This window comes from Kitasatospora sp. NPDC043949, assembly GCF_056435365.1.
This window is the reverse complement of record NZ_JBWKEQ010000078.1, coordinates 1-17603: the sequence shown is the minus strand read 5'-3', so window position 1 is coordinate 17603 and position 17603 is coordinate 1. Positions and strand designations below refer to the sequence as shown.

14 protein-coding genes are annotated in these 17603 nt (G+C 75.4%); 2 read left to right on the top strand and 12 right to left on the bottom strand.

All coding sequences use genetic code 11. The features are described from left to right. Positions 1-22 precede the first annotated feature (22 nt). The 10 genes from AC07AL_RS36210 to rimP form a co-directional block, all read right to left on the bottom strand. Positions 23-967, bottom strand: a complete 945-nt coding sequence (locus AC07AL_RS36210; RefSeq protein ID WP_363586521.1) for a bifunctional riboflavin kinase/FAD synthetase — start codon at positions 965-967, stop codon at positions 23-25. Between the two features lie 65 nt (positions 968-1032). Beyond that, positions 1033-4653, bottom strand: a complete 3621-nt coding sequence (locus AC07AL_RS36205) for a serine protease (RefSeq protein WP_478319431.1) — start codon at positions 4651-4653, stop codon at positions 1033-1035. A gap of 295 nt (positions 4654-4948) precedes the next feature. Beyond that, positions 4949-5878 (bottom strand): tRNA pseudouridine(55) synthase TruB, encoded by a 930-nt coding sequence (gene truB, locus AC07AL_RS36200; RefSeq protein ID WP_363586519.1) that lies wholly within the window; start codon positions 5876-5878, stop codon positions 4949-4951. Between the two features lie 34 nt (positions 5879-5912). Further along, complete coding sequence (locus tag AC07AL_RS36195; protein ID WP_363586518.1) at positions 5913-7016, bottom strand: DHH family phosphoesterase; 1104 nt, start codon at positions 7014-7016, stop codon at positions 5913-5915. Positions 7017-7018: 2 nt separating this feature from the next. After that, positions 7019-7459 carry a 30S ribosome-binding factor RbfA gene (gene rbfA, locus AC07AL_RS36190; RefSeq protein WP_350885658.1) on the bottom strand — a complete coding sequence of 147 codons (441 nt, stop codon included), beginning with the start codon at positions 7457-7459 and terminating at the stop codon, positions 7019-7021. Positions 7460-7612: 153 nt separating this feature from the next. After that, positions 7613-7909 carry a DUF503 domain-containing protein gene (locus AC07AL_RS36185; protein ID WP_063347622.1) on the bottom strand — a complete coding sequence of 99 codons (297 nt, stop codon included), beginning with the start codon at positions 7907-7909 and terminating at the stop codon, positions 7613-7615. 168 nt (positions 7910-8077) lie between these two features. Then, a complete protein-coding gene (infB, locus tag AC07AL_RS36180; protein WP_400989458.1) occupies positions 8078-11221 on the bottom strand; it encodes a translation initiation factor IF-2 in 3144 nt (1047 codons plus the stop codon). A 249-nt stretch (positions 11222-11470) separates the two neighbouring features. Further along, on the bottom strand, positions 11471-11719 hold the full coding sequence (locus tag AC07AL_RS36175; RefSeq protein ID WP_063347625.1) for a YlxR family protein: 249 nt from the start codon (positions 11717-11719) through the stop codon (positions 11471-11473). 145 nt (positions 11720-11864) lie between these two features. Then, positions 11865-12875, bottom strand: a complete 1011-nt coding sequence (nusA, locus tag AC07AL_RS36170; protein WP_063347626.1) for a transcription termination factor NusA — start codon at positions 12873-12875, stop codon at positions 11865-11867. Positions 12876-12932: 57 nt separating this feature from the next. Beyond that, positions 12933-13487: a ribosome maturation factor RimP gene (gene rimP / locus AC07AL_RS36165; protein WP_350885651.1), complete on the bottom strand. Its 555-nt coding sequence runs from the start codon at positions 13485-13487 to the stop codon at positions 12933-12935. A 986-nt stretch (positions 13488-14473) separates the two neighbouring features. Between rimP and AC07AL_RS36160 the strand changes: the two genes are divergently transcribed. Beyond that, positions 14474-14908, top strand: a complete 435-nt coding sequence (locus AC07AL_RS36160; RefSeq protein ID WP_478319437.1) for a ferritin-like domain-containing protein — start codon at positions 14474-14476, stop codon at positions 14906-14908. A gap of 87 nt (positions 14909-14995) precedes the next feature. Next, complete coding sequence (locus AC07AL_RS36155; RefSeq protein ID WP_363624957.1) at positions 14996-15919, top strand: aminoglycoside phosphotransferase family protein; 924 nt, start codon at positions 14996-14998, stop codon at positions 15917-15919. Positions 15920-15927: 8 nt separating this feature from the next. On the opposite strand, the gene AC07AL_RS36150 is transcribed toward AC07AL_RS36155, so the two are convergent. Next, the gene (locus tag AC07AL_RS36150) at positions 15928-16479 is read right to left on the bottom strand and encodes a GNAT family N-acetyltransferase (protein ID WP_063347629.1); all 552 of its coding nucleotides are present in this window, start codon (positions 16477-16479) and stop codon (positions 15928-15930) included. A gap of 70 nt (positions 16480-16549) precedes the next feature. Next, entirely contained in the window at positions 16550-17425 is an 876-nt protein-coding gene (locus tag AC07AL_RS36145) for a GNAT family N-acetyltransferase (RefSeq protein ID WP_350885688.1), read from the bottom strand. Between the last annotated feature and the right edge of the window lie 178 nt (positions 17426-17603).

The window sequence follows — 17603 nt, the reverse complement described above, 5'->3', positions numbered from 1 at the left end:
CTTCCCCGTGCTGCGGCAGTGCTCAGACGCCGTCGGTCAGCTCGCGGGCCTGCTTGACGTCGTCGGCCATCCGGTCGAGCAGCGCGTCGATGGAGTCGAACTTCTCCATCCCGCGCAGGTAGGCCAGGAAGTCCACGGCCACGTGCAGCCCGTACAGGTCCAGGCCGACCCGGTCGATGGCGTACGCCTCGACGGTGCGGGCGGTGCCGTCGAAGGTCGGGTTGGTGCCGACCGAGATGGCGGCGGGCATGCGCTCGCCGTCGGCGGTCAGCCAGCCCGCGTACACGCCGTCGGCCGGGATCGCGCTGTGCGGCACGGTCTCGACGTTGGCGGTGGGGTAGCCGAGCTCGCGGCCGCGCTGCGCGCCGCGCACCACCACGCCCTCGACCCGGTGCGGGCGGCCCAGCACCTCGCCGGCGCCGGCCATGTCGCCGGTCTCGACCAGCCGCCGGGTCAGGGTGGAGGAGAACGGCTCGCCGGCCCCGGCGGCGCCGCTCACCTGGAGGTCGACCACCTCGACGTCGAAGCCGGCCGAGCGGCCCAGCTCGGTGAGCAGCGCGACGTCCCCAGCGGCCCGGTGCCCGAAGCGGAAGTTGGGGCCCTCGATGACGGCCCGGGCGTGCAGGGCGTCGACCAGGACCTGCTGGACGAAGGTCTCCGGCGACTCCTGGGACAGCTCCGGGGTGAACGGCAGCACCAGCACCGCGTCCACGCCGAGGCCCGCGATCAGCTCGGCGCGGCGCGCCTGCGGGGCGAGCAGCGGCGGGTGGCTGCCCGGGCGGATGACCTCGCGCGGGTGCGGGTCGAAGGTCACCACCACTGCGGGGAGGCCGAGTTCGCGGGCCCGCTCGACCGCCCGACCGATGATCAGCTGATGCCCGCGGTGCACCCCGTCGAACGAGCCGATGGTGACGACGCTGCGTCCCCAGTCAGCGGGGATCTCCTCCAAGCCACGCCAGCGCTGCACCCTGACCGCTCCTTGTTCCGTACGGCGCGTACCCTCTGTACGCTCAAACGCTCAAACCCGAACCCCTATAGCGTGCCATGCGCCTGCTCCTGCTCCGGCACCGGAATACGGGTTGGGCGCACCGGCGGGTGCGCGGCGCGCCCGGGCACGGTCCGCTCCGCCTCGGCGGCCGCGTACTGCGGGTCGCGGCCGGCCGCCGCCAGGGCCCGCATCCGGGCCAGCCGGGGACCGTCCGGCGCGGTCGGGGCGGCGTCCCGCGGCCACTGGGCGAGCAGCTGCGCGAACGCCGCCGAGCGGCCGGCCCAGCGCACCAGCAGTTCGTCCGCGCGCGGCAGGCCGGGGGTCGCCCGGGCCAGCACCGCGCGGGCCCGGGCCGGGTTCTCGGCCGCGCAGTGCTCGGCCAGCCGCTCCACGGCCGCGGTCAGCACCGCCGGGTCGGTCTCGATGGCGAGCAGGGTGTCCAGCAGTTCGCAGCGCAGCGCGTCCGCTGCCGGGTCGGCCACCGGGACGGACAGCACCTGGGCGAACGGCCTCCGCACGCCCGCCGTCCGGGCGGCCAGCGCGCCGCCGAGCAGCACCCGCAGCTCCAGCCGGGCGGCCGGGCCGCCGGTCGCGGCGCGCTCCAGGCGGCGGCCCAGGTAGTCGACGGCGACCGGGCCGGCCAGGGCCGGGTGCTCGCGCAGCAGCCGGGCGGCCAGTTCGGCGCCCCGCCGGGTGGCCACCGGGGTGCGGGCGTCGGCGAGCACCCGCAGGGTCTCGGCGGCGGCTGCGCCGGGGGCCGCCAGCCGGTCGGCGAGCGCGGCCAGGACGGGTTCCGGGTCGCTCTCCAGGGCGGGGGCCAGCGCCCTGGGGGTGAGGAAGGCGTCGCCGCCCGCCCGGTGCAGGGCCAGCGCGGCGGGGAGGTGCTCGGCCCTGGTCGCCGGGTCGCCGACCAGCAGGGCGAGGGCGGCGCCGTGCAGGCCCGGTTCGTCCTCGCGGGCGAGCAGGGTCAGCGCGGTGAAACGCAGCAGTCCGGCGGCGGCGCCGACGGCGTGCGGGGCGGCGTGCAGGGCGTGCACGGCGGCGGCGACGTGCCGCTCGGGTCGCCCGTCGTGGCTCCAGCGGTCCACCGCCCGGCAGAGCGCGGAGGGCTCCTCGGTGGCGAGCACGGTGAGCAGTGCGTCCGCCCTCGGGTGCGCGGCGTCGGCCAGGGCGTCGGCCAACTCGTCCAGGGCGAGCCGGCGGTGGGCGTGCAGCAGGTCGTGGGCGAGGTCGGCGACGGTGTGTCCGGGGCGGCCGGGCAGGCCGCGCGGATCGTCGAACCAGGCGCAGAGCAGCGGGAACACCGCGACGGGGTCGGCGCGCAGCCGTTCGGCCACCGCGCCGAGGAACGGCTGCCCGGGCCCGTCGGCGGCCACCAGGCGGCGCAGCAGCGCGAGTTCGGTCTCGGCGGGCAGGCCGAGGCCGGTCCAGAACGCCGGGCCGAACGAGCCGAGCCCGTCCGCCGGGAGCGCGTCCAACCCGCCCTCGGCGACCGCCCGTTCGGCGATCCGACCGGCCAACTGGTCGAGCAGCGCCCGGTGTTCGGCCGGATCGGGGCTGGCGGCCAGCCCGGCGGTGAGCAGCCGGCCCGCCCACCAGGCCGGTTCGCTGCCGGGCGGGCGCAGGTCCAGGGCGCGCCAGAGCCGGTGCAGCCAGGGGTCCAGGGCGGGTGCGCCCCAGGCTTCGGCCAGTCGGCGCAGCGCGGCGGCGACCGGGCCGATCCGGTGCCGGGGGACGCCGCGCGGGGAGCCCTCCGCTGGCGCGCCCTCCAGCCCGTTCGCGGGTGAGGAGGGCGTGTCCGCGGCCTCGCCGAGCAGCAGCCCCAGCGCGGCGTCCAGGTCCAGGTGCAGGCCCTGCAGCCAGTCCGCGAACTCCCCGTGCGCGAACCGGAATCCGGGCCCGGCCGGGACGAACAGGCCCTCGGCGAGGACGGCCGTGGCCCAGCCGCCGGCCGCCGGGAACAGTTCCTCGAAGGTGGCCCGGCCCAGGCCGCCCGGCCCGGCGCCGAGCATCCGCCGGGCCGCCTCGTGCACCCGTCCGGCCACCGCGGCCGCCAGCCGCCGCACCCGCCCGTGGGAGGGCCCGGCCGGGCGGGCGGAGCTCCGGCGGTGGGCGCCCGGGCGGCGCTGCCGGCCGTCCTCGACCAGCCGCCCGGCCACCCGCAGGCAACGCAGGTCCAGGTAGGCGGCGAACAGTTCGCCCCGGCGGGCCGGCTCCCCGCGCAGGCCCTCCGCCCACAGCTCGCCGGCCAGCCGGACGGCCAGCGGGTGCCGCGCGTCGGCGTCGGCCGGCCAGCCCGGCGGCAGCCCGTAGCGGCGGCGTACCCGCTCGGCCGCCTCGGCGGGGAGCGGGCCGAGCCGGTGCCCGGCGAGGCTGGGGGCGCCCGGGCCGCCGCCGTCCATCCGGACGGTGGGGGCGCTGGCCAGGTCGCCGCCCGGCTCCGGCGGGTCCGGGTACCGGGCGTGGCCGGTGCCGCTGCCCCACTTCTCGGCCGCCAGCCGCACCCAGGCCTCCTCGCCGCAGGCGGTCAGCAGCCGCGCCCCGCAGCCGGTCAGCCAGTCCCCCGCGCCGCGCAGCCAGCGCGGGTCCAGCGGCGCCGGGGCCTCCTCGGGACCGTCCAGGACCACCAGCAGCGGCCGCCCGGCCGCCGCGCACAGCGCCGCCACCGGTTCCGGCGCGGGCGCCGGGATGCCCAGCTCGGCCGCGACGGCGGCCAGGGCCCGTTCCACCGGGGCGGCGAGCGAGCGGTCCTCGGCGCGCAGGTCGGCGCCGCGCAGCCAGAGGGTGGGCAGCGGCCGGGCGCCGCCGGCGCGGCGGGCGGCGAGGGCGGCGAGTTCGGTGGAGCGCCCGCTGCCGGGGGCGCCGACCAGGGCGGTGACGGTGGCCTGCGGCTCGTCCCCGGCCAGTCCGTCGGGCCGGTCGACCCGGTCGGCGGCGAGCCCGGCCACCCGGCCCGGGCCGGCCCCGGCGGCGGCCAGCTGGGCCGCGGTCAGCCGCAGCACGCCGGCCAGGTTGAGCGCGGGCCCGTAGCCGGGCACGGCCGCGCCGTTGCGCGCCAGCAGTTCGGCCAGCGCCGGGACGACCGCGACCGCGCCGCCGCCGGCCGGCACCGCCGGGAGCGCGCCGCCGTGCTGCGGCCCGCGCAGCGCGGGCACGGCCAGGGCCACCACGGCGCCGCTGCGGGCGTCCAGCACCGGCGAACCGGCCGGCACCACGACGCCGGCGACCACCGGCGGGTCGAGCAGCAGCACCCCGCCGACCCCGCCGCACCCGGCACCGGCGGCACCGAGCAGACCGCAGCGCAGCGCCACCACCCGCCCGTCCTCGCCGGCCAGCGCGGGCAGCAGCACCGCGCGCCCGGCCCCGAGGGCCGCGACGGGCAGCGGCGGCACGGGCAGCCCGCCGACCGCGTCGGTGCGCAGCAGGGCGAGCCCGTGCTCGGGCAGCGGCAGGACGGCGTCCGGGCCGAGCACCCTGGTCTGCCCGCCGGGGGTGTGCAGGACGATCCGGTCCAGGCCGGTGACGCTCTCGTGGGCGGTGAGGACGGTGCCCTGCGGGTCGGCGACGAACCCTAAGCCGTGCAGTCGCCCGTTGAGGTCGCGGATCCGCAGCAGGTACCGCCCCGGATCTCCCGCCACGCCGTCGCCGTCCAGGAATCCCGGCATTCGCACTGCCCTCCCCGCAGGCCGGACGGCCCGGGGGCGGGCTCGTCACGGCGACCTGCTCGCCGCCGGGGAGCCTGCCCGCCCGGGAGGCGGCCCCACCGCGCCTGCGCCGCTCACCACGGGCGTTCACCTCGCGCGCTCCCCCGGGCGGGTGACCCCTCCCTCGCCGGAACGAACCCCCGGACCTCGCCGGAACACCCCCTGAACGAGCGAAGCCCCTCCCGGGACGCCCCCCGAACGAGCGAAACCCCCGCCGGAAGACTCCCGACGGGGGTGACGCGTGCGCTGCGGGGCGTCAGCCGACGAAGACCGCGACCGGCTTCGCCTGCCCGTCCGTCTCCTCGACCAGCGCGAGGAAGCGCCCGTCCGGCCCGAACACCGCGATCGGCCCGTCCACGCCCAGCCCGGGCGCCTTGAGCCGGGCACCGTGCGACAGCTTCTCCGCCGCCGACTCGTCCAGGTCCCAGCGTGGGAAGGCGGCGGCCGCGGCCTCCCCGATCGGCAGCACCTGCAGCCCCGTCGGGGACTCGCCGGTGACCGCGGCCTCCAACTGCTCCAGGGTGCGCGCCGACTCCACCGAGTACGGCCCGACCCTGGTGCGCCGCAGCGCGGTGAGGTGACCGCCGACGCCGAGCCCGGCGCCCAGGTCACGGGCCAGCGCCCGGATGTAGGTGCCGGAGGAGCACTCGACGGTCACGTCCAGGTCGATCACCGGCGTGCCGTCCTCGGCGAGCGCCGCGCGCTGCCCGTGCACGGTGAAGGAGTGGATCGTGGTGGGCCGGGCCGCGAGCTCGAAGTCCTCGCCCTCGCGCACCCGCGCGTACGACCGCTTGCCGTCGATCTTGATCGCGCTGACCTTGGAGGGCACCTGCATGATCTCGCCGGTGAGCGCGGCGATCCCGGCGTCGATCGCCTCCCTGGTCACCCCGTCGGCCGGGGCGGACGCGGTGACCTCGCCCTCCCGGTCGTCGGTGACGGTGGTCTGGCCGAGCCGGACGGTCGCCTCGTACGTCTTGGCGGTGAGCATCAGGTGGCCGAGCAGCCGGGTGGCCCGCTCGACGCCGATCACCAGTACGCCGGTGGCCATCGGGTCGAGCGTGCCGGCGTGCCCGACCTTCCGCGTCCCGGCCAGCCATCGCAGCTTGGCGACGACCCCGTGGGAGGTGATGCCCTCGGGCTTGTCGACGATCACCAGGCCGTCCGGGCCGGTGCCTTTGCGCTTCATCAAGTTCTTTCTCTAAAAAGCGGTCAAGAGATGATCAACGTACCGGTCGCAGCGCGCTCCGGAACCGTTCGACCACCGCGGCCACGTCCTCCCGGGCGCTGAACCCGGCCGCGAAGACGTGCCCGCCGCCACCCAGCTCCGCGCAGGCGGCGGCGACGTCCACCGCGCCCTTGGAACGCGAGGAGCCCCGCAGCGTGCCGTCCGGGTCCTGCTTGAGCACCAGCGCCACCTCGGCCTCGGCCGGGCGGCGCAGGATGTCGATCAGCCCCTCGATCTCCTCGACCGTGACGCTGAACAGCACCAGGTCCTGGTACGGCACCCAGGTCCACACCAGGCCCAGCCCGCCGGCCGCGTCCGGCTCGTAGACGGCCCGGTCGAGCGCGCCCGCGAGCACCTTGAGGTAGCCGAAGGAGGAGGTGTCCCACAGCTGCCGGGAGATCAGGTCGTGCCGGATGCCGGTGGCCAGCAGCCGCCCGGCGAGTTCGTGGGTGGCGGGCGTGGTGGCCCGGTACTTGAACGAACCGGTGTCGGTGGCGACGCCGGTGTACAGGCAGGTGGCCAGGTCCTGGTCGAGTTCGACGCCGAGCCGGCGCAGCAGTTCGTCGACCAGGACGGCGGTGGCCGGCGCGGTCGGGTCGATCAGCTGGTGGGTGCCGAAGCCCGGATTGGAGGCGTGGTGGTCGATCACCACCAGCACCGGCGCGGCGAAGGCCTTGCCGTGCAGCAGGCCGAGCCGGCTCTCCGCGGCCACGTCGAAGCAGAGCACCAGCTCGGGGACGTCCGGCACCTCGACGGCCGGCACGATCAGCTCCTGGCCGGGCAGGAAGGCCAACGACTCGGGCACGATCTGCGGGTCGTCGCCGAAGGAGACCCGCACCCGCTTGCCGAGCCCGCGCAGCGCCAGCGCGGCCGCCAGCGAGGAGCCCAGGGCGTCGCCGTCCGGGCAGATGTGGCAGATCAGGTCGATCGAACGGGCCCGCCCGATCTCCGCCACCACCTGCTGCCAGAGCAGCTCGAAACCGCTCTCCTCGGTGCGCGGCCCCGGGAGCGCCACGAGGGCGTCCTCCACCGTGCTGGTGGAAGACGCCCCCGTGGTCGAACCGGCTCGCGAGGCGGCCTTCGCCGGCTCACCCGCCATGACTACTCGTCCTCGTCGTCACGCTCGGCCGCCGGAACCTTGTACGGGTCCGCCTCGCCGGCGTAGGTCGCGCCCGCGGCGGTGGTGCGCACCGCCGCGTCGATGGCCTTGGCCCGGTCGAGCAGGTCGTCGATGTTCCGGGCGTTGTCCGGCAGCGCGTCCGCGACGAAGGTCAGCGTCGGGGTGAAGCGCACCCCGATCTTGCCGACCTCGGAGCGGATCACGCCCTTGGCGCTCTCCAGCGCGGCGGCCGTGGCCTCGCGCTCGGTCTCGTCGCCGAAGACGGTGTAGAAGACGGTGGCCTCGCGCAGGTCCCCGGTCACCCGGGTGTCGGTGATGGTCACGAACCCCAGTCGCGGGTCCTTGATCCGCCGCTCCAGGGTCTGGGCGACGACCACCTGGATGCGGTCGGCGAGCTTGCGCGCCCTTGCGGTGTCGGTCACGTTGCCTCCTCGTGCAGTGGGTCCGGCATTCGGGTGAGCTACGCACCCTTCGGGGCCCACGCCCCAAAGTACCGGCCCGCGCCCGGCCTTGCGGGCGCTCTGGGTCCTGATCCGTGTGAGAACGGCGACTTCCGCCGATCGTCTCCACGGCTCTCATTCGTCGTCGTCGTTGTGGTACCTCCTCCTCGCGGAGAGGAGCTGCACCTCGGGGCGGCCGGCGACCAACCGCTCACAGCTGTCCAGGATCTCGGTGACGTACCCGGCATCGCCGGCCACCACCGCGAGGCCGATCTCGGCCCTGCGGTGCAGATCCTGGTTCCCGGTCTCGGCAGCGCACACGCTGTACTTGCGCTGCAGTTCGGCCACGATGGGCCGCACGATCGAACGCTTCTCCTTGAGCGAGTGGACGTCGCCCAACAGCAGGTCGAAGGTGAGTGTTCCCACGAACATGTATGACAGGTCTCGCCGACCTGGAAGGCCTCGGGGGGGCAGCCCGGAACCGGGCTGCCGGTGCTACGTCTGAACGCTGCTGCATCTCGACTACCCCGGACCCTACACAGCGAGACCGGGGCCGGTCGACGGAAATACCACCCGTCGACCGGCCCCGGCTTTCACCGACTACGAACGCGGCTTCTCGCGCATCTCGTAGGTCTCGATGATGTCCTCGACCTTGATGTCGTTGAACGACCCCAGGGTGACACCGGCCTCGAAGCCCTCGCGGACCTCGGTCGCGTCGTCCTTGAAGCGGCGCAGACCCTCGATGGTGAGGCTCTCCGCCACGACCTTGCCGTCGCGGATGAGGCGGGCCTTGGCGTTGCGGCGCAGCAGGCCCTCGCGGACGATGACACCCGCGATGTTGCCGAACTTGGAGGAGCGGAACACCTCGCGGATCTCCGCGGAGCCGAGGCGCACCTCCTCGTACTCGGGCTTGAGCATGCCCTTGAGGGCGTTCTCGATCTCCTCGATCGCCTGGTAGATGACCGAGTAGTACCGGACGTCCACGCCTTCCTTGTCGGCCGCGGTACGCGCACGGCCTTCGGCGCGCACGTTGAAGCCGATGATGATGGCGTCCGAACCCATCGCCAGGTTGACGTCGGACTCGGTGATCGCACCCACACCGCGGTGCAGGATGCGGAGCTCGACCTCCTCGCCCACGTCCAGCTTGACGAGGGCGTCCTCGAGGGCCTCGACCGAACCGGAGACGTCACCCTTGATGATGAGGTTGAGCTGCTCGATCTCGCCGGCGGCGATGGCCTTGTCCAGGTCCTCCAGGGACACCCGGACCCGACGCTGCGCGAAGGCGGCGTTGCGGTCGCGGGCCGAGCGCTTCTCGGCGATCTGACGGGCGGTGCGGTCCTCGTCGACGACGATGAAGCTGTCGCCGGCGCGGGGCACCGAGGTCAGACCGAGCAGCAGCACCGGGCGGGACGGGCCGGCCTCGGCGAGGCTGTTGCCGTTCTCGTCCAGCATCGCGCGGACGCGGCCATAGGCGTCGCCGACCACGATCGAGTCGCCGACGCGGAGGGTACCGCGCTGCACGAGCACGGTCGCCATGGCGCCGCGGCCCTTGTCGAGGTGGGCCTCGATGGCGATACCCTGCGCGTCCTGCTCGGGGTTGGCCCGCAGGTCGAGCGAGGCGTCCGCGGTGAGGACCACGGCCTCCAGCAGCTGCTCGATGTTGAGGCCCTGGCGCGCGGAGATGTCGACGAACATGGTGTCGCCGCCGTACTCCTCCGCCACCAGACCGAACTCGGTCAGCTGACCGCGGACCTTGGTCGGGTCGGCGCCCTCGACGTCGATCTTGTTGACGGCGACCACGATCGGCACACCCGCGGCCTTGGCGTGGTTCAACGCCTCGACCGTCTGCGGCATGACACCGTCGTTGGCCGCGACCACCAGGATCGCGATGTCGGTGGACTTGGCACCACGGGCACGCATGGCGGAGAACGCCTCGTGACCCGGGGTGTCGAGGAAGGTGATCGGGCGCTGCTCGCCGTTCACCTCGGTGACGACCTGGTAGGCACCGATGTGCTGGGTGATGCCACCGGCCTCGCCGGCCACCACGTTGGACTTGCGGATGGCGTCCAGCAGGCGGGTCTTACCGTGGTCGACGTGACCCATGACGGTGACGACCGGCGGGCGCGGGGCCAGCTGGTCCTCGTCGCCCTCGTTCGCACCGAAGTCGATGTCGAACGACTCCAGCAGCTCGCGGTCCTCGTCGTCGCGGCTGACGATCTCCAGGATGAAGCCCATCTCGCCGGCCAGCAGCTCGAGGGTCGCGTCGGAGACCGACTGCGTCGCGGTGACCATCTCACCAAGGTTGAACATGACGGAGACGAGCGCGGCCGGGTTGGCGTTGATCTTCTCCGCGAAGTCCATCAGCGAGGCGCCGCTCGACAGGCGAACGGTCTGGCCGTTGCCGCGAGGCAGCATCACACCGCCGACGGACGGGGCCTGCATGGCCTCGTACTCCTGGCGCTTCGCCCGCTTCGACTTGCGGCCACGCGCCGGGCGACCGCCCGGGCCACGACCGAAGGCGCCCTGCGTGCCACCACGGGCACCCGGGCCGCCGGGACGACCACCGAAACCACCGGGACGCGGGCCGAAGCCGCCGCCACCACCGGGGGCACCGCCACCGGGACGCGGACCGCCGAAGCCGCCGCCACCGGCCGGACGCGAGCCCGGACCGGCCGGACGACCCTGGAAGCCCGGACGGGCGCCACCGGCACCCGGACCACCCGGACGGCCACCGGGGCCACCGGGGCCACGGCCGCCGGGGCCCGGACGCGGGCCCGGAGCCGGACGCTGCGGCATCATGCCCGGGTTCGGGCGCGGCATGCCGGACGGGGACGGGGCGCCGGGGCGCGGACCGGCCGGACGCGGCATGCCGTCGGGACGCGGACGGTCGCCACCGGGACGCGGGGCGCCACGGTCGGCACCGGGAGCACCGGCGGGACGCGGACGGTCGCCACCGGGACGCGGGGCGCCACGGTCGGCACCGGGAGCACCGGCGGGACGCGGACGGTCGCCGCCCGGACGCGGACGGTCGCCGCCCGGGGCGCCCTGACCGGCCGGACGCGCACCCGGCGCGCCCTGCCGGCGGTCGCCGGGGCGGGCCATACCGGTCGCGCTGCCCGAGGTGAACGGGTTGTTGCCCGGACGCGGGCCGGCCGGACGCGGACCCGGACGGGCACCGCCGGCGGCGGGACCGGCCGGACGCGAGGCCTGCGGGGCCTGCGGAGCCTGCGAGGCCTGCGGAGCCTGACGCGGGGTGTCACCGGCCGGAGCCGGCGAGGAGAACTCGGCCGCGGGCGCGGCCGGGGCCGCCGGAGCGGCGGGACGCGCCGCCGGGCGCGGACCCGGGGTCGGGCCACCCGCCGGCTTCGCGGCGGCGGGGGCCGCCGGGGCGGCGGGCGCGGCCTGGGCCGCAGGGGCCGCGGGAGCCGCGGCCGGGGTGGGACGGGGACCAGGGGTCGCGCTGGGGCGCGGACCCGGGGTCGGAGCACCCGGCTTGGGTGCACCCGCGGCGGCGGAGCCACCCGCGGGCTGGGGCGCCGCGCTCTTGCGCGGGCCCGGCTTGGCAGCGGAACCACCACCGGTGGGGGCCACACCAAGCGCGTCAGTCAGCTTACGTACGACCGGCGCCTCAATCGTCGAGGACGCCGAACGGACGAACTCACCGAGCTCGGTGAGCTTGGCCATGACGGCCTTGCTCTCCAAGCCAAGTTCCTTGGCGAGTTCATAAACCCGGACCTTAGCCACTTCACTCCTGTCTATGAGTCCGGGGTGTCTCGTCCGCCGGACCGTCGCTACTTCATGGGCGTACCCATCGCGTACTCATCGCGTACTCATCGAGAGCTCATCGCAATCTCGACCTACTTCCACATCGCGAGGTACCTGACTGGTGACACGGCACGCGGCTGCCCGCGAACCGTGCTTGTTGCGGTGGTTCTCCCGCCGCACTGAGCGGCGGCCGTTGCGGGCGTCGCCCCACCGGGCGGCCTGAGGGACTCAGGGCGCCGGGGTGTCGACGGTCCGCTCCCCGATGAACTCGCGGAGCCGCTCCGTGTCGAGCGTCCCCTGGAGGCGGAAGGCCCGGGGAAACGCCCGACGGCGAACCGCGAGGTCGAGGCAGGCCGGATCGGGGTGCAGGTGAGCGCCCCGGCCCGGCAGTGCGCCACGGGGGTCGGGGACGCAGACGCCCTCGACCGCCGTGACACGCAACAGCTGGTGCTTGGCCGCTCGCTTGCGGCAGCCCACGCAGGTGCGTTCCGGGCGTGCTCGGACGTGCGTCCGGCCAGACGAAGGCAAGTCTACCCCTCCGAAGGGACATGGCGCCGCCCCGCCGATCCCGGGCGGAACGGCGGGGGGCTTTGACGGGGCGAACGGCCGGTCAGCGCCGCGCTCAGCGGTCGGTGTCCCGACCGCCGTCCTCGGGCTGGCCCTCGGTGTCCGGCCGGATGTCGATCCGCCAGCCGGTGAGGCGGGCGGCGAGGCGGGCGTTCTGCCCCTCCTTGCCGATCGCCAGCGACAGCTGGTAGTCCGGCACGATCACCCGGGCGGAACGCTGGGCCAGGTCGACGATCTCCACGCTGGTCACCCGTGCGGGGGACAGCGCCGCGGCGACCATCTCCCGGGGGTCCTCCGACCAGTCGACGATGTCGATCTTCTCGCCGTGCAGCTCGCCCATCACCGCACGCACCCGGCTGCCCATCGGGCCGATGCAGGCGCCCTTGGCGTTCAGCCCGGCCCGGCGCGACCAGACCGCGATCTTGGTGCGGTGGCCGGCCTCACGGGCGATCGCCGCGATCTCCACGCTGCCGTCCGCGATCTCCGGGACCTCCAGCGCGAACAGCTTCTTCACCAGGCTCGGGTGCGTCCGCGACAGCGTCACCGAGGCCCCGCGCACACCGCGGCGCACCGCCACGACGTAGCACTTCAGCCGGGTGCCGTGCCGGTAGTCCTCGCCCGGGACCTGCTCCTGCGGCGGCAGGATGGCCTCCAGCTTGCCGATGTCGACCAGCACGTTCTTCGGGTCGTTGCCCTGCTGGACGACACCGGTGACGATGTCGCCCTCCTTGCCCGCGTACTCGCCGAAGGTCTGGTCGTCGGCGGCGTCGCGCAGGCGCTGCATCATCACCTGGATGCCGATGCTGGACGCGATCCGGCCGAAGCCGTTCGGGGTGTCGTCGAACTCCTTGGGCTCGACGCCCTCGTCCAGCTCGGCCGGGTCCTCCGTCGCCCACACGGTGACGTGGCCGGACTTGCGGTCCAGGTGCACCCGGGCGCGGCGGCGCGAGCCCTCGGTGCGGTGGTACGCGGTGAGGAGGGCGGACTCGATGGACTCGACCAGCAGGTCGAAGGGGATGTTCTTCTCGTTGACCAGCGTGCGCAGGGCACTCATGTCGATGTCCACGGCTACGCCTCCTCGTCTTTCTTCGTCACGTTCGTCATGGTCCGGGCGGTGCGCAGGTCACAGCGCACCGTCGTCCCCCTCCTCGGAGGCGTCGTCGTCCGCGTAGTCCGCGGCCTCGTCGAGGAGCTTGTCGTCCTTGCGGTTGAACTCGACCTGCACGCGCGCCCGATCCACCTCGGCGTACGCCAGCCGGCGCTCCTTCGGACGGCCGCGGCCCTTCACCGGCTGCACCTCGACCAGCGCGCCGTCCTCGTCCGCCTCCAGCACCCGGGCGACGATCTCCCCGCCGTCGACCAGGTGGATCTTGGCCAGTCGGCCCTCCGCGCGACGCCAGTGCCGGGGCAGGTCCAGCGAACGCTCAGCGCCCGGCGAACCGACCTCCAGCAGGTAGGGCTCGTCGCCCATCAGGTCCGACTCGTCCAGAGCCTCACCGACCACCCGGCTGAACTCGGCGATGGCGTCCATGTCCACGCCGCCGTCGGTGTCGACGTCGATCTGCACCTGGCGGCGGCTGCCGGCCTTGGTGACCTTGACGTCCTCCAGGTCCAGACCGGCCTGCACGGCCAGCGGCTCCAGCAACGCGCGCAGCCGGTCGGTGTGGGTGGTGCTCATCCGGGTGGACTCCTCGGCCGCGTCTGCTGTTGTCAGAAGGTCGCTCCGCACCCTCCGGCGCCGGTCCGGCGCACACCGGGTCACGGCAGCTCGGCCCAAAGCCTAGCCGGTGAAGCCGCGAACCACCGATTCCGGACCACCCCCGACCGGGCGCACGCCACCCACTGCGAGCAAGCTCACACCCGCTCCCGGGGCGTCCCTGGATCCGAATCCCCACCCGGAATCGTGGGGATTCTGTAATCATTCACGCCTACGAAGGGCAGGCGGGGAGGCCGCCCTCCCGCACACGCCCCGGAGTGACACCCATGCAGCCGCCCAGCCGACGGACGTTCCTGGCTCTCGGGCTGCTCGCCCTCACCGCCCTCACCGCCTGCACCGGCTCCCACGGCGGCAACGACGCCACTCCCGGCAACCGCGGCCCGCTGCCGAACCCGGACGAACCGGTCATCCTGCGCTCGATCGCCGCCACCGACACGCTGCTGGCCGGCTACGACGCGCTGCTCGCCGGCCCGGGCGGCGCCCAGGCCGCCGTGCTGCAGCCGCTCCGGGCCGAGGTGGCCCAGCACCGCGCCGCCCTCGCCTACGGGCTGCCGGCCGCCTCCATCCCCCCGGCGTCCCCGGCCACGCCCTCGGCCGGCCCGGGCGGGACACCGAGCGCGCCGCCGAGCGGGACGGCGAGCGGGACAGCGAGCGGGACAGCGAGCGGAACGCCGGTCGGCACCCCCGCCGCGCTCGCCGCACTCGAACGGCAGACCGCCCAGGCCCGCCTCACCGACCTGGCCGCAGCCCGGCCGCCGCTGGCCCGGCTGCTCGCCTCGGTCGCCGCCTCCGACGTGCTGCACGCCGTCGCCCTCGGCGACACCACCCCGCCGGTCGCCCCGCCCCCTGCCGCCACCACCCCCACCGAGGCGCCGACCGCGCCCCCGAGCGACCAGCCCACCGCTTCCCCCTCCGCCGGGCCGTCGGCCGACCCCGCCGCCGCAGCGGTGACCGCCCTCCAGGGCGCCCTCGGCGCCGAACACGCCGCCGTCTACGGCTACGGCGTGGTCGGCGCCCGGCTCCCCGAGGACCAGCAGCGCACCGACGCCCGCACCGCCTACGCCGCCCACGAGGCCCGGCGGGACGCCTGGCAGCGGCTGATCGGTTCCCTCGGCGCCACCCCGGCCGCCGCCGCCGGCGGCTACCAGCTCCCGTTCGCCGTCACCGACGCGGCCGGCGCCACCAAGCTCGCCGCCCACCTCGAAACCCGGCTCACCACCGTCTACGCCGACCTGGTCGCCGCCGTCCCCGGCCCCCAACGGGGCACCGCCGCCGACGCCCTGCGCGACAGCGCCCTGCGCGCCCACCGCTGGGGCGCGGCCGACCCCGCCTTCCCCGGCATCCCCGAGCCCCTCCCCACCCCCACGGCCACCACTCCCTAGGGCCCGCAGCGCTGACCTGCGGTTTCCCGTTCATGGCCGACAATGGACGGGTAACACCAACGGGGGAGCGTCAACCGGAAGGCCGGCATGTCGGGAGCAGCACCGCAGATCACCGTCCCCGCCTGGCTGGCGCGCGGCGTCGCGGCGAGCGAGGGCGAACCGGGCCGGCAGTGGCTGGCCGGGCTGCCCGCGCGGGTGGCCGCCCACCTGGCGCGCTGGGACCTCACCCTGGAGCGGGTGCTCGACCCCGGCGGCAGCCTGAGCCTGGTCGCCTACGTCCACCGCGACGACCTCTCCCCCGCCGTCCTCAAGACCGGCCTGCGGACCCCCGAGACCGCGCTGGAGCACGCGGCGCTCGCCCACTGGGCCGGGCGCGGGGCCGTCCTGCTGCTGGACGCCGACCCCGCCGAGGGCGTCCAACTGCTGGAGCGGCTGCACGGGGACATCCCGCTGCGCTCGCTCGCCGAGGCGAAGGCGATGCTGGAGGCGACCAGCCTGCTGCACCGGCTCTGGAGCACCCTGCCCGAGGACCACCCGTTCCCGACCCTCGCGGCCCGGACCGCCGACACCGCGGAACGGCTGCGCGGACACCGCGCCCTGCCCGGCGCCGCCGAGGCCGAGCCGCTGATCGCCGAGGCGCTGGACACCGCCGACGGCCTGGCCGGCTCCGCCGCCGAGACCTTCCTGCTCCACGGGGACTTCCACCACGGCAACGTGCTCGCCGCCGACCGAGCGCCCTGGCTGGCGATCGACCCGCGCCCGCTGGCCGGCGAGCGCGCCTTCGACCTGGCCCGGCTGGCGCTGGACCGGGCGGACACCCTGGTCGGCTCCCCCGGCGTGGCCGCGGCCGTCCGCCGCCGGCTGCACCAGCTCGCGGACGCGCTGGAGGTGGACCGGGAACGGCTGCGCGGCTGGACGCTGTTCCGGGCCGTCGACCTCGCCCTGCGGGCCCTGGCGGCCGGCCGCCGGGAGGACGCCGAGCTCTACCTGGAGTTCGCCGGGGCGCTGTAGGGCGAGCCCTACGCCTCGCCCGGCCCGCGCAGCGGAAGCCGGGCCCCCATCACCGCGTACAGCCGGTCCGTGGCGGGAAAGCGCACCGCACGGGCGAGGTCCTGGTAGCCGAGCGCCCGGTAGAGCCGCCGGGCGGGGGTCTCCGCGTCGATCGCGGAGAGGATGCTGCGCTCCAGCCCGGAGCGCTCGCAGAGGGTGCGGATCAGCCGGGAGCCGACGCCCTGGCCCTGGTACTCGGGCAGCACGTGCAGCTCGGTGACGGCGAACACGTCGTCCAGCCAGGCGTCGTGGCCGCGTGCGTCCAGGTAGGGCTCGATCACCGTGCTCCACCAGTGGTCGCGCTGGTTGGGCATCCCGTAGCCGAAGCCGACCAGCCGGCCGCCGCTCATCGCGCCGAGCGCGATCACCCCGGGCTGGTGGGCGTGCCGGCCGACGATGTGCAGCCGGACGGCGACCTCCTCGGCCGTCAGGCCGAACGCCACCGCCTGGACCTCCAGCGCCTGCGGCGCCCAGGCCGCAAGGTCGATGGCCTCGATCGTCACCCCGGTCAGCTGATCCATGCCTCGGACGTTACTACCCGTGGGCCGCCGGCGCGGGCGAAGATCGGAACCGAATTCCCGGGGTGCGGACTCAGAACAGCACGCTCATGAACGCGCCGACCTCACGGAAGCCGACCCGCCGGTAGGCGGCCCGGGCCCGCAGGTTGAAGTCGTTGACGTAGAGCGAGACCACCGGGGCGATCTCGCGCAGCGCGAGGTCGAGGACGGCGGCCATGCCGGTCTCGGAGAGGCCCCGGCCCCGGTACCCGGGGGCGACCCAGACGCCCTGGACCTGACAGGCGCCCTCGGTGACGGCGCCGATCTCGGCCTTGAAGACGACCTCGCCGTCCTCGGTGAAACGCGCGAACGACCGTCCGGCGGAGACGAGTTCGGCGACCCGGGCCTGGTAGAGCAGGCCGCCGTCACCGGCCAGCGGGGAGACCCCGACCTCCTCGGTGAACATCGCCACGCAGGCGGGCATCAGCGCGTCGATCTCCTCCCGCCGCACCCGCCGCACCAGCGGGTCCGGCGCGATCTCGGCGGAGGGCACGGCGGTGGCCAACAGCGGCTGGTGGGCGCGGACTTCGCGGGCCGGGCCCCAACTGCGTTCCAGCAGCGCCCAGAAGGCGGCGGTGGCCCCGGCCGGGCCGACGATCGAGGAGCAGCGGCGGCCCTGCCGGCGGGCCCGCTCGGCGAAGGCGGCGACGGCCTCCGGCCCGGCGTCGACCAGGACGAGGTTGGCCCCGGCGTAGCAGAGCGCGGCGAGGGCGCCGTCCCCGTCGTACCAGCCCCACATCTCGCCGCCGAGCCGCCAGGGGTCCAGACCGACGGCCTCGACCCGGGTGGCGACGAAGGAGTTGGCGACCGGGTCGCGGTGGAGGATCTCCAAGGCGTCCGCGAGGTCGGGGGGCTCCAACACGCGGGTGGTGGCCAGGGCGCGGGCGGCCTGGAACGAGCCGGGGAGCATCACACCTCGATCGAGCATCGAGACAGCACCTCACTGAGACGAATCTGGCCGCACCCTACTCCGTGGCCCCACCCGGCTACGGCCGCGGGGGGGGGGGGGGGGGGGGGGGGGGGGGGGGGGGGGGGGGGGGGGGGGGGGGGGGGGGGGGGGGGGGGGGGGGGGGGGGGGGGGGGGGGGG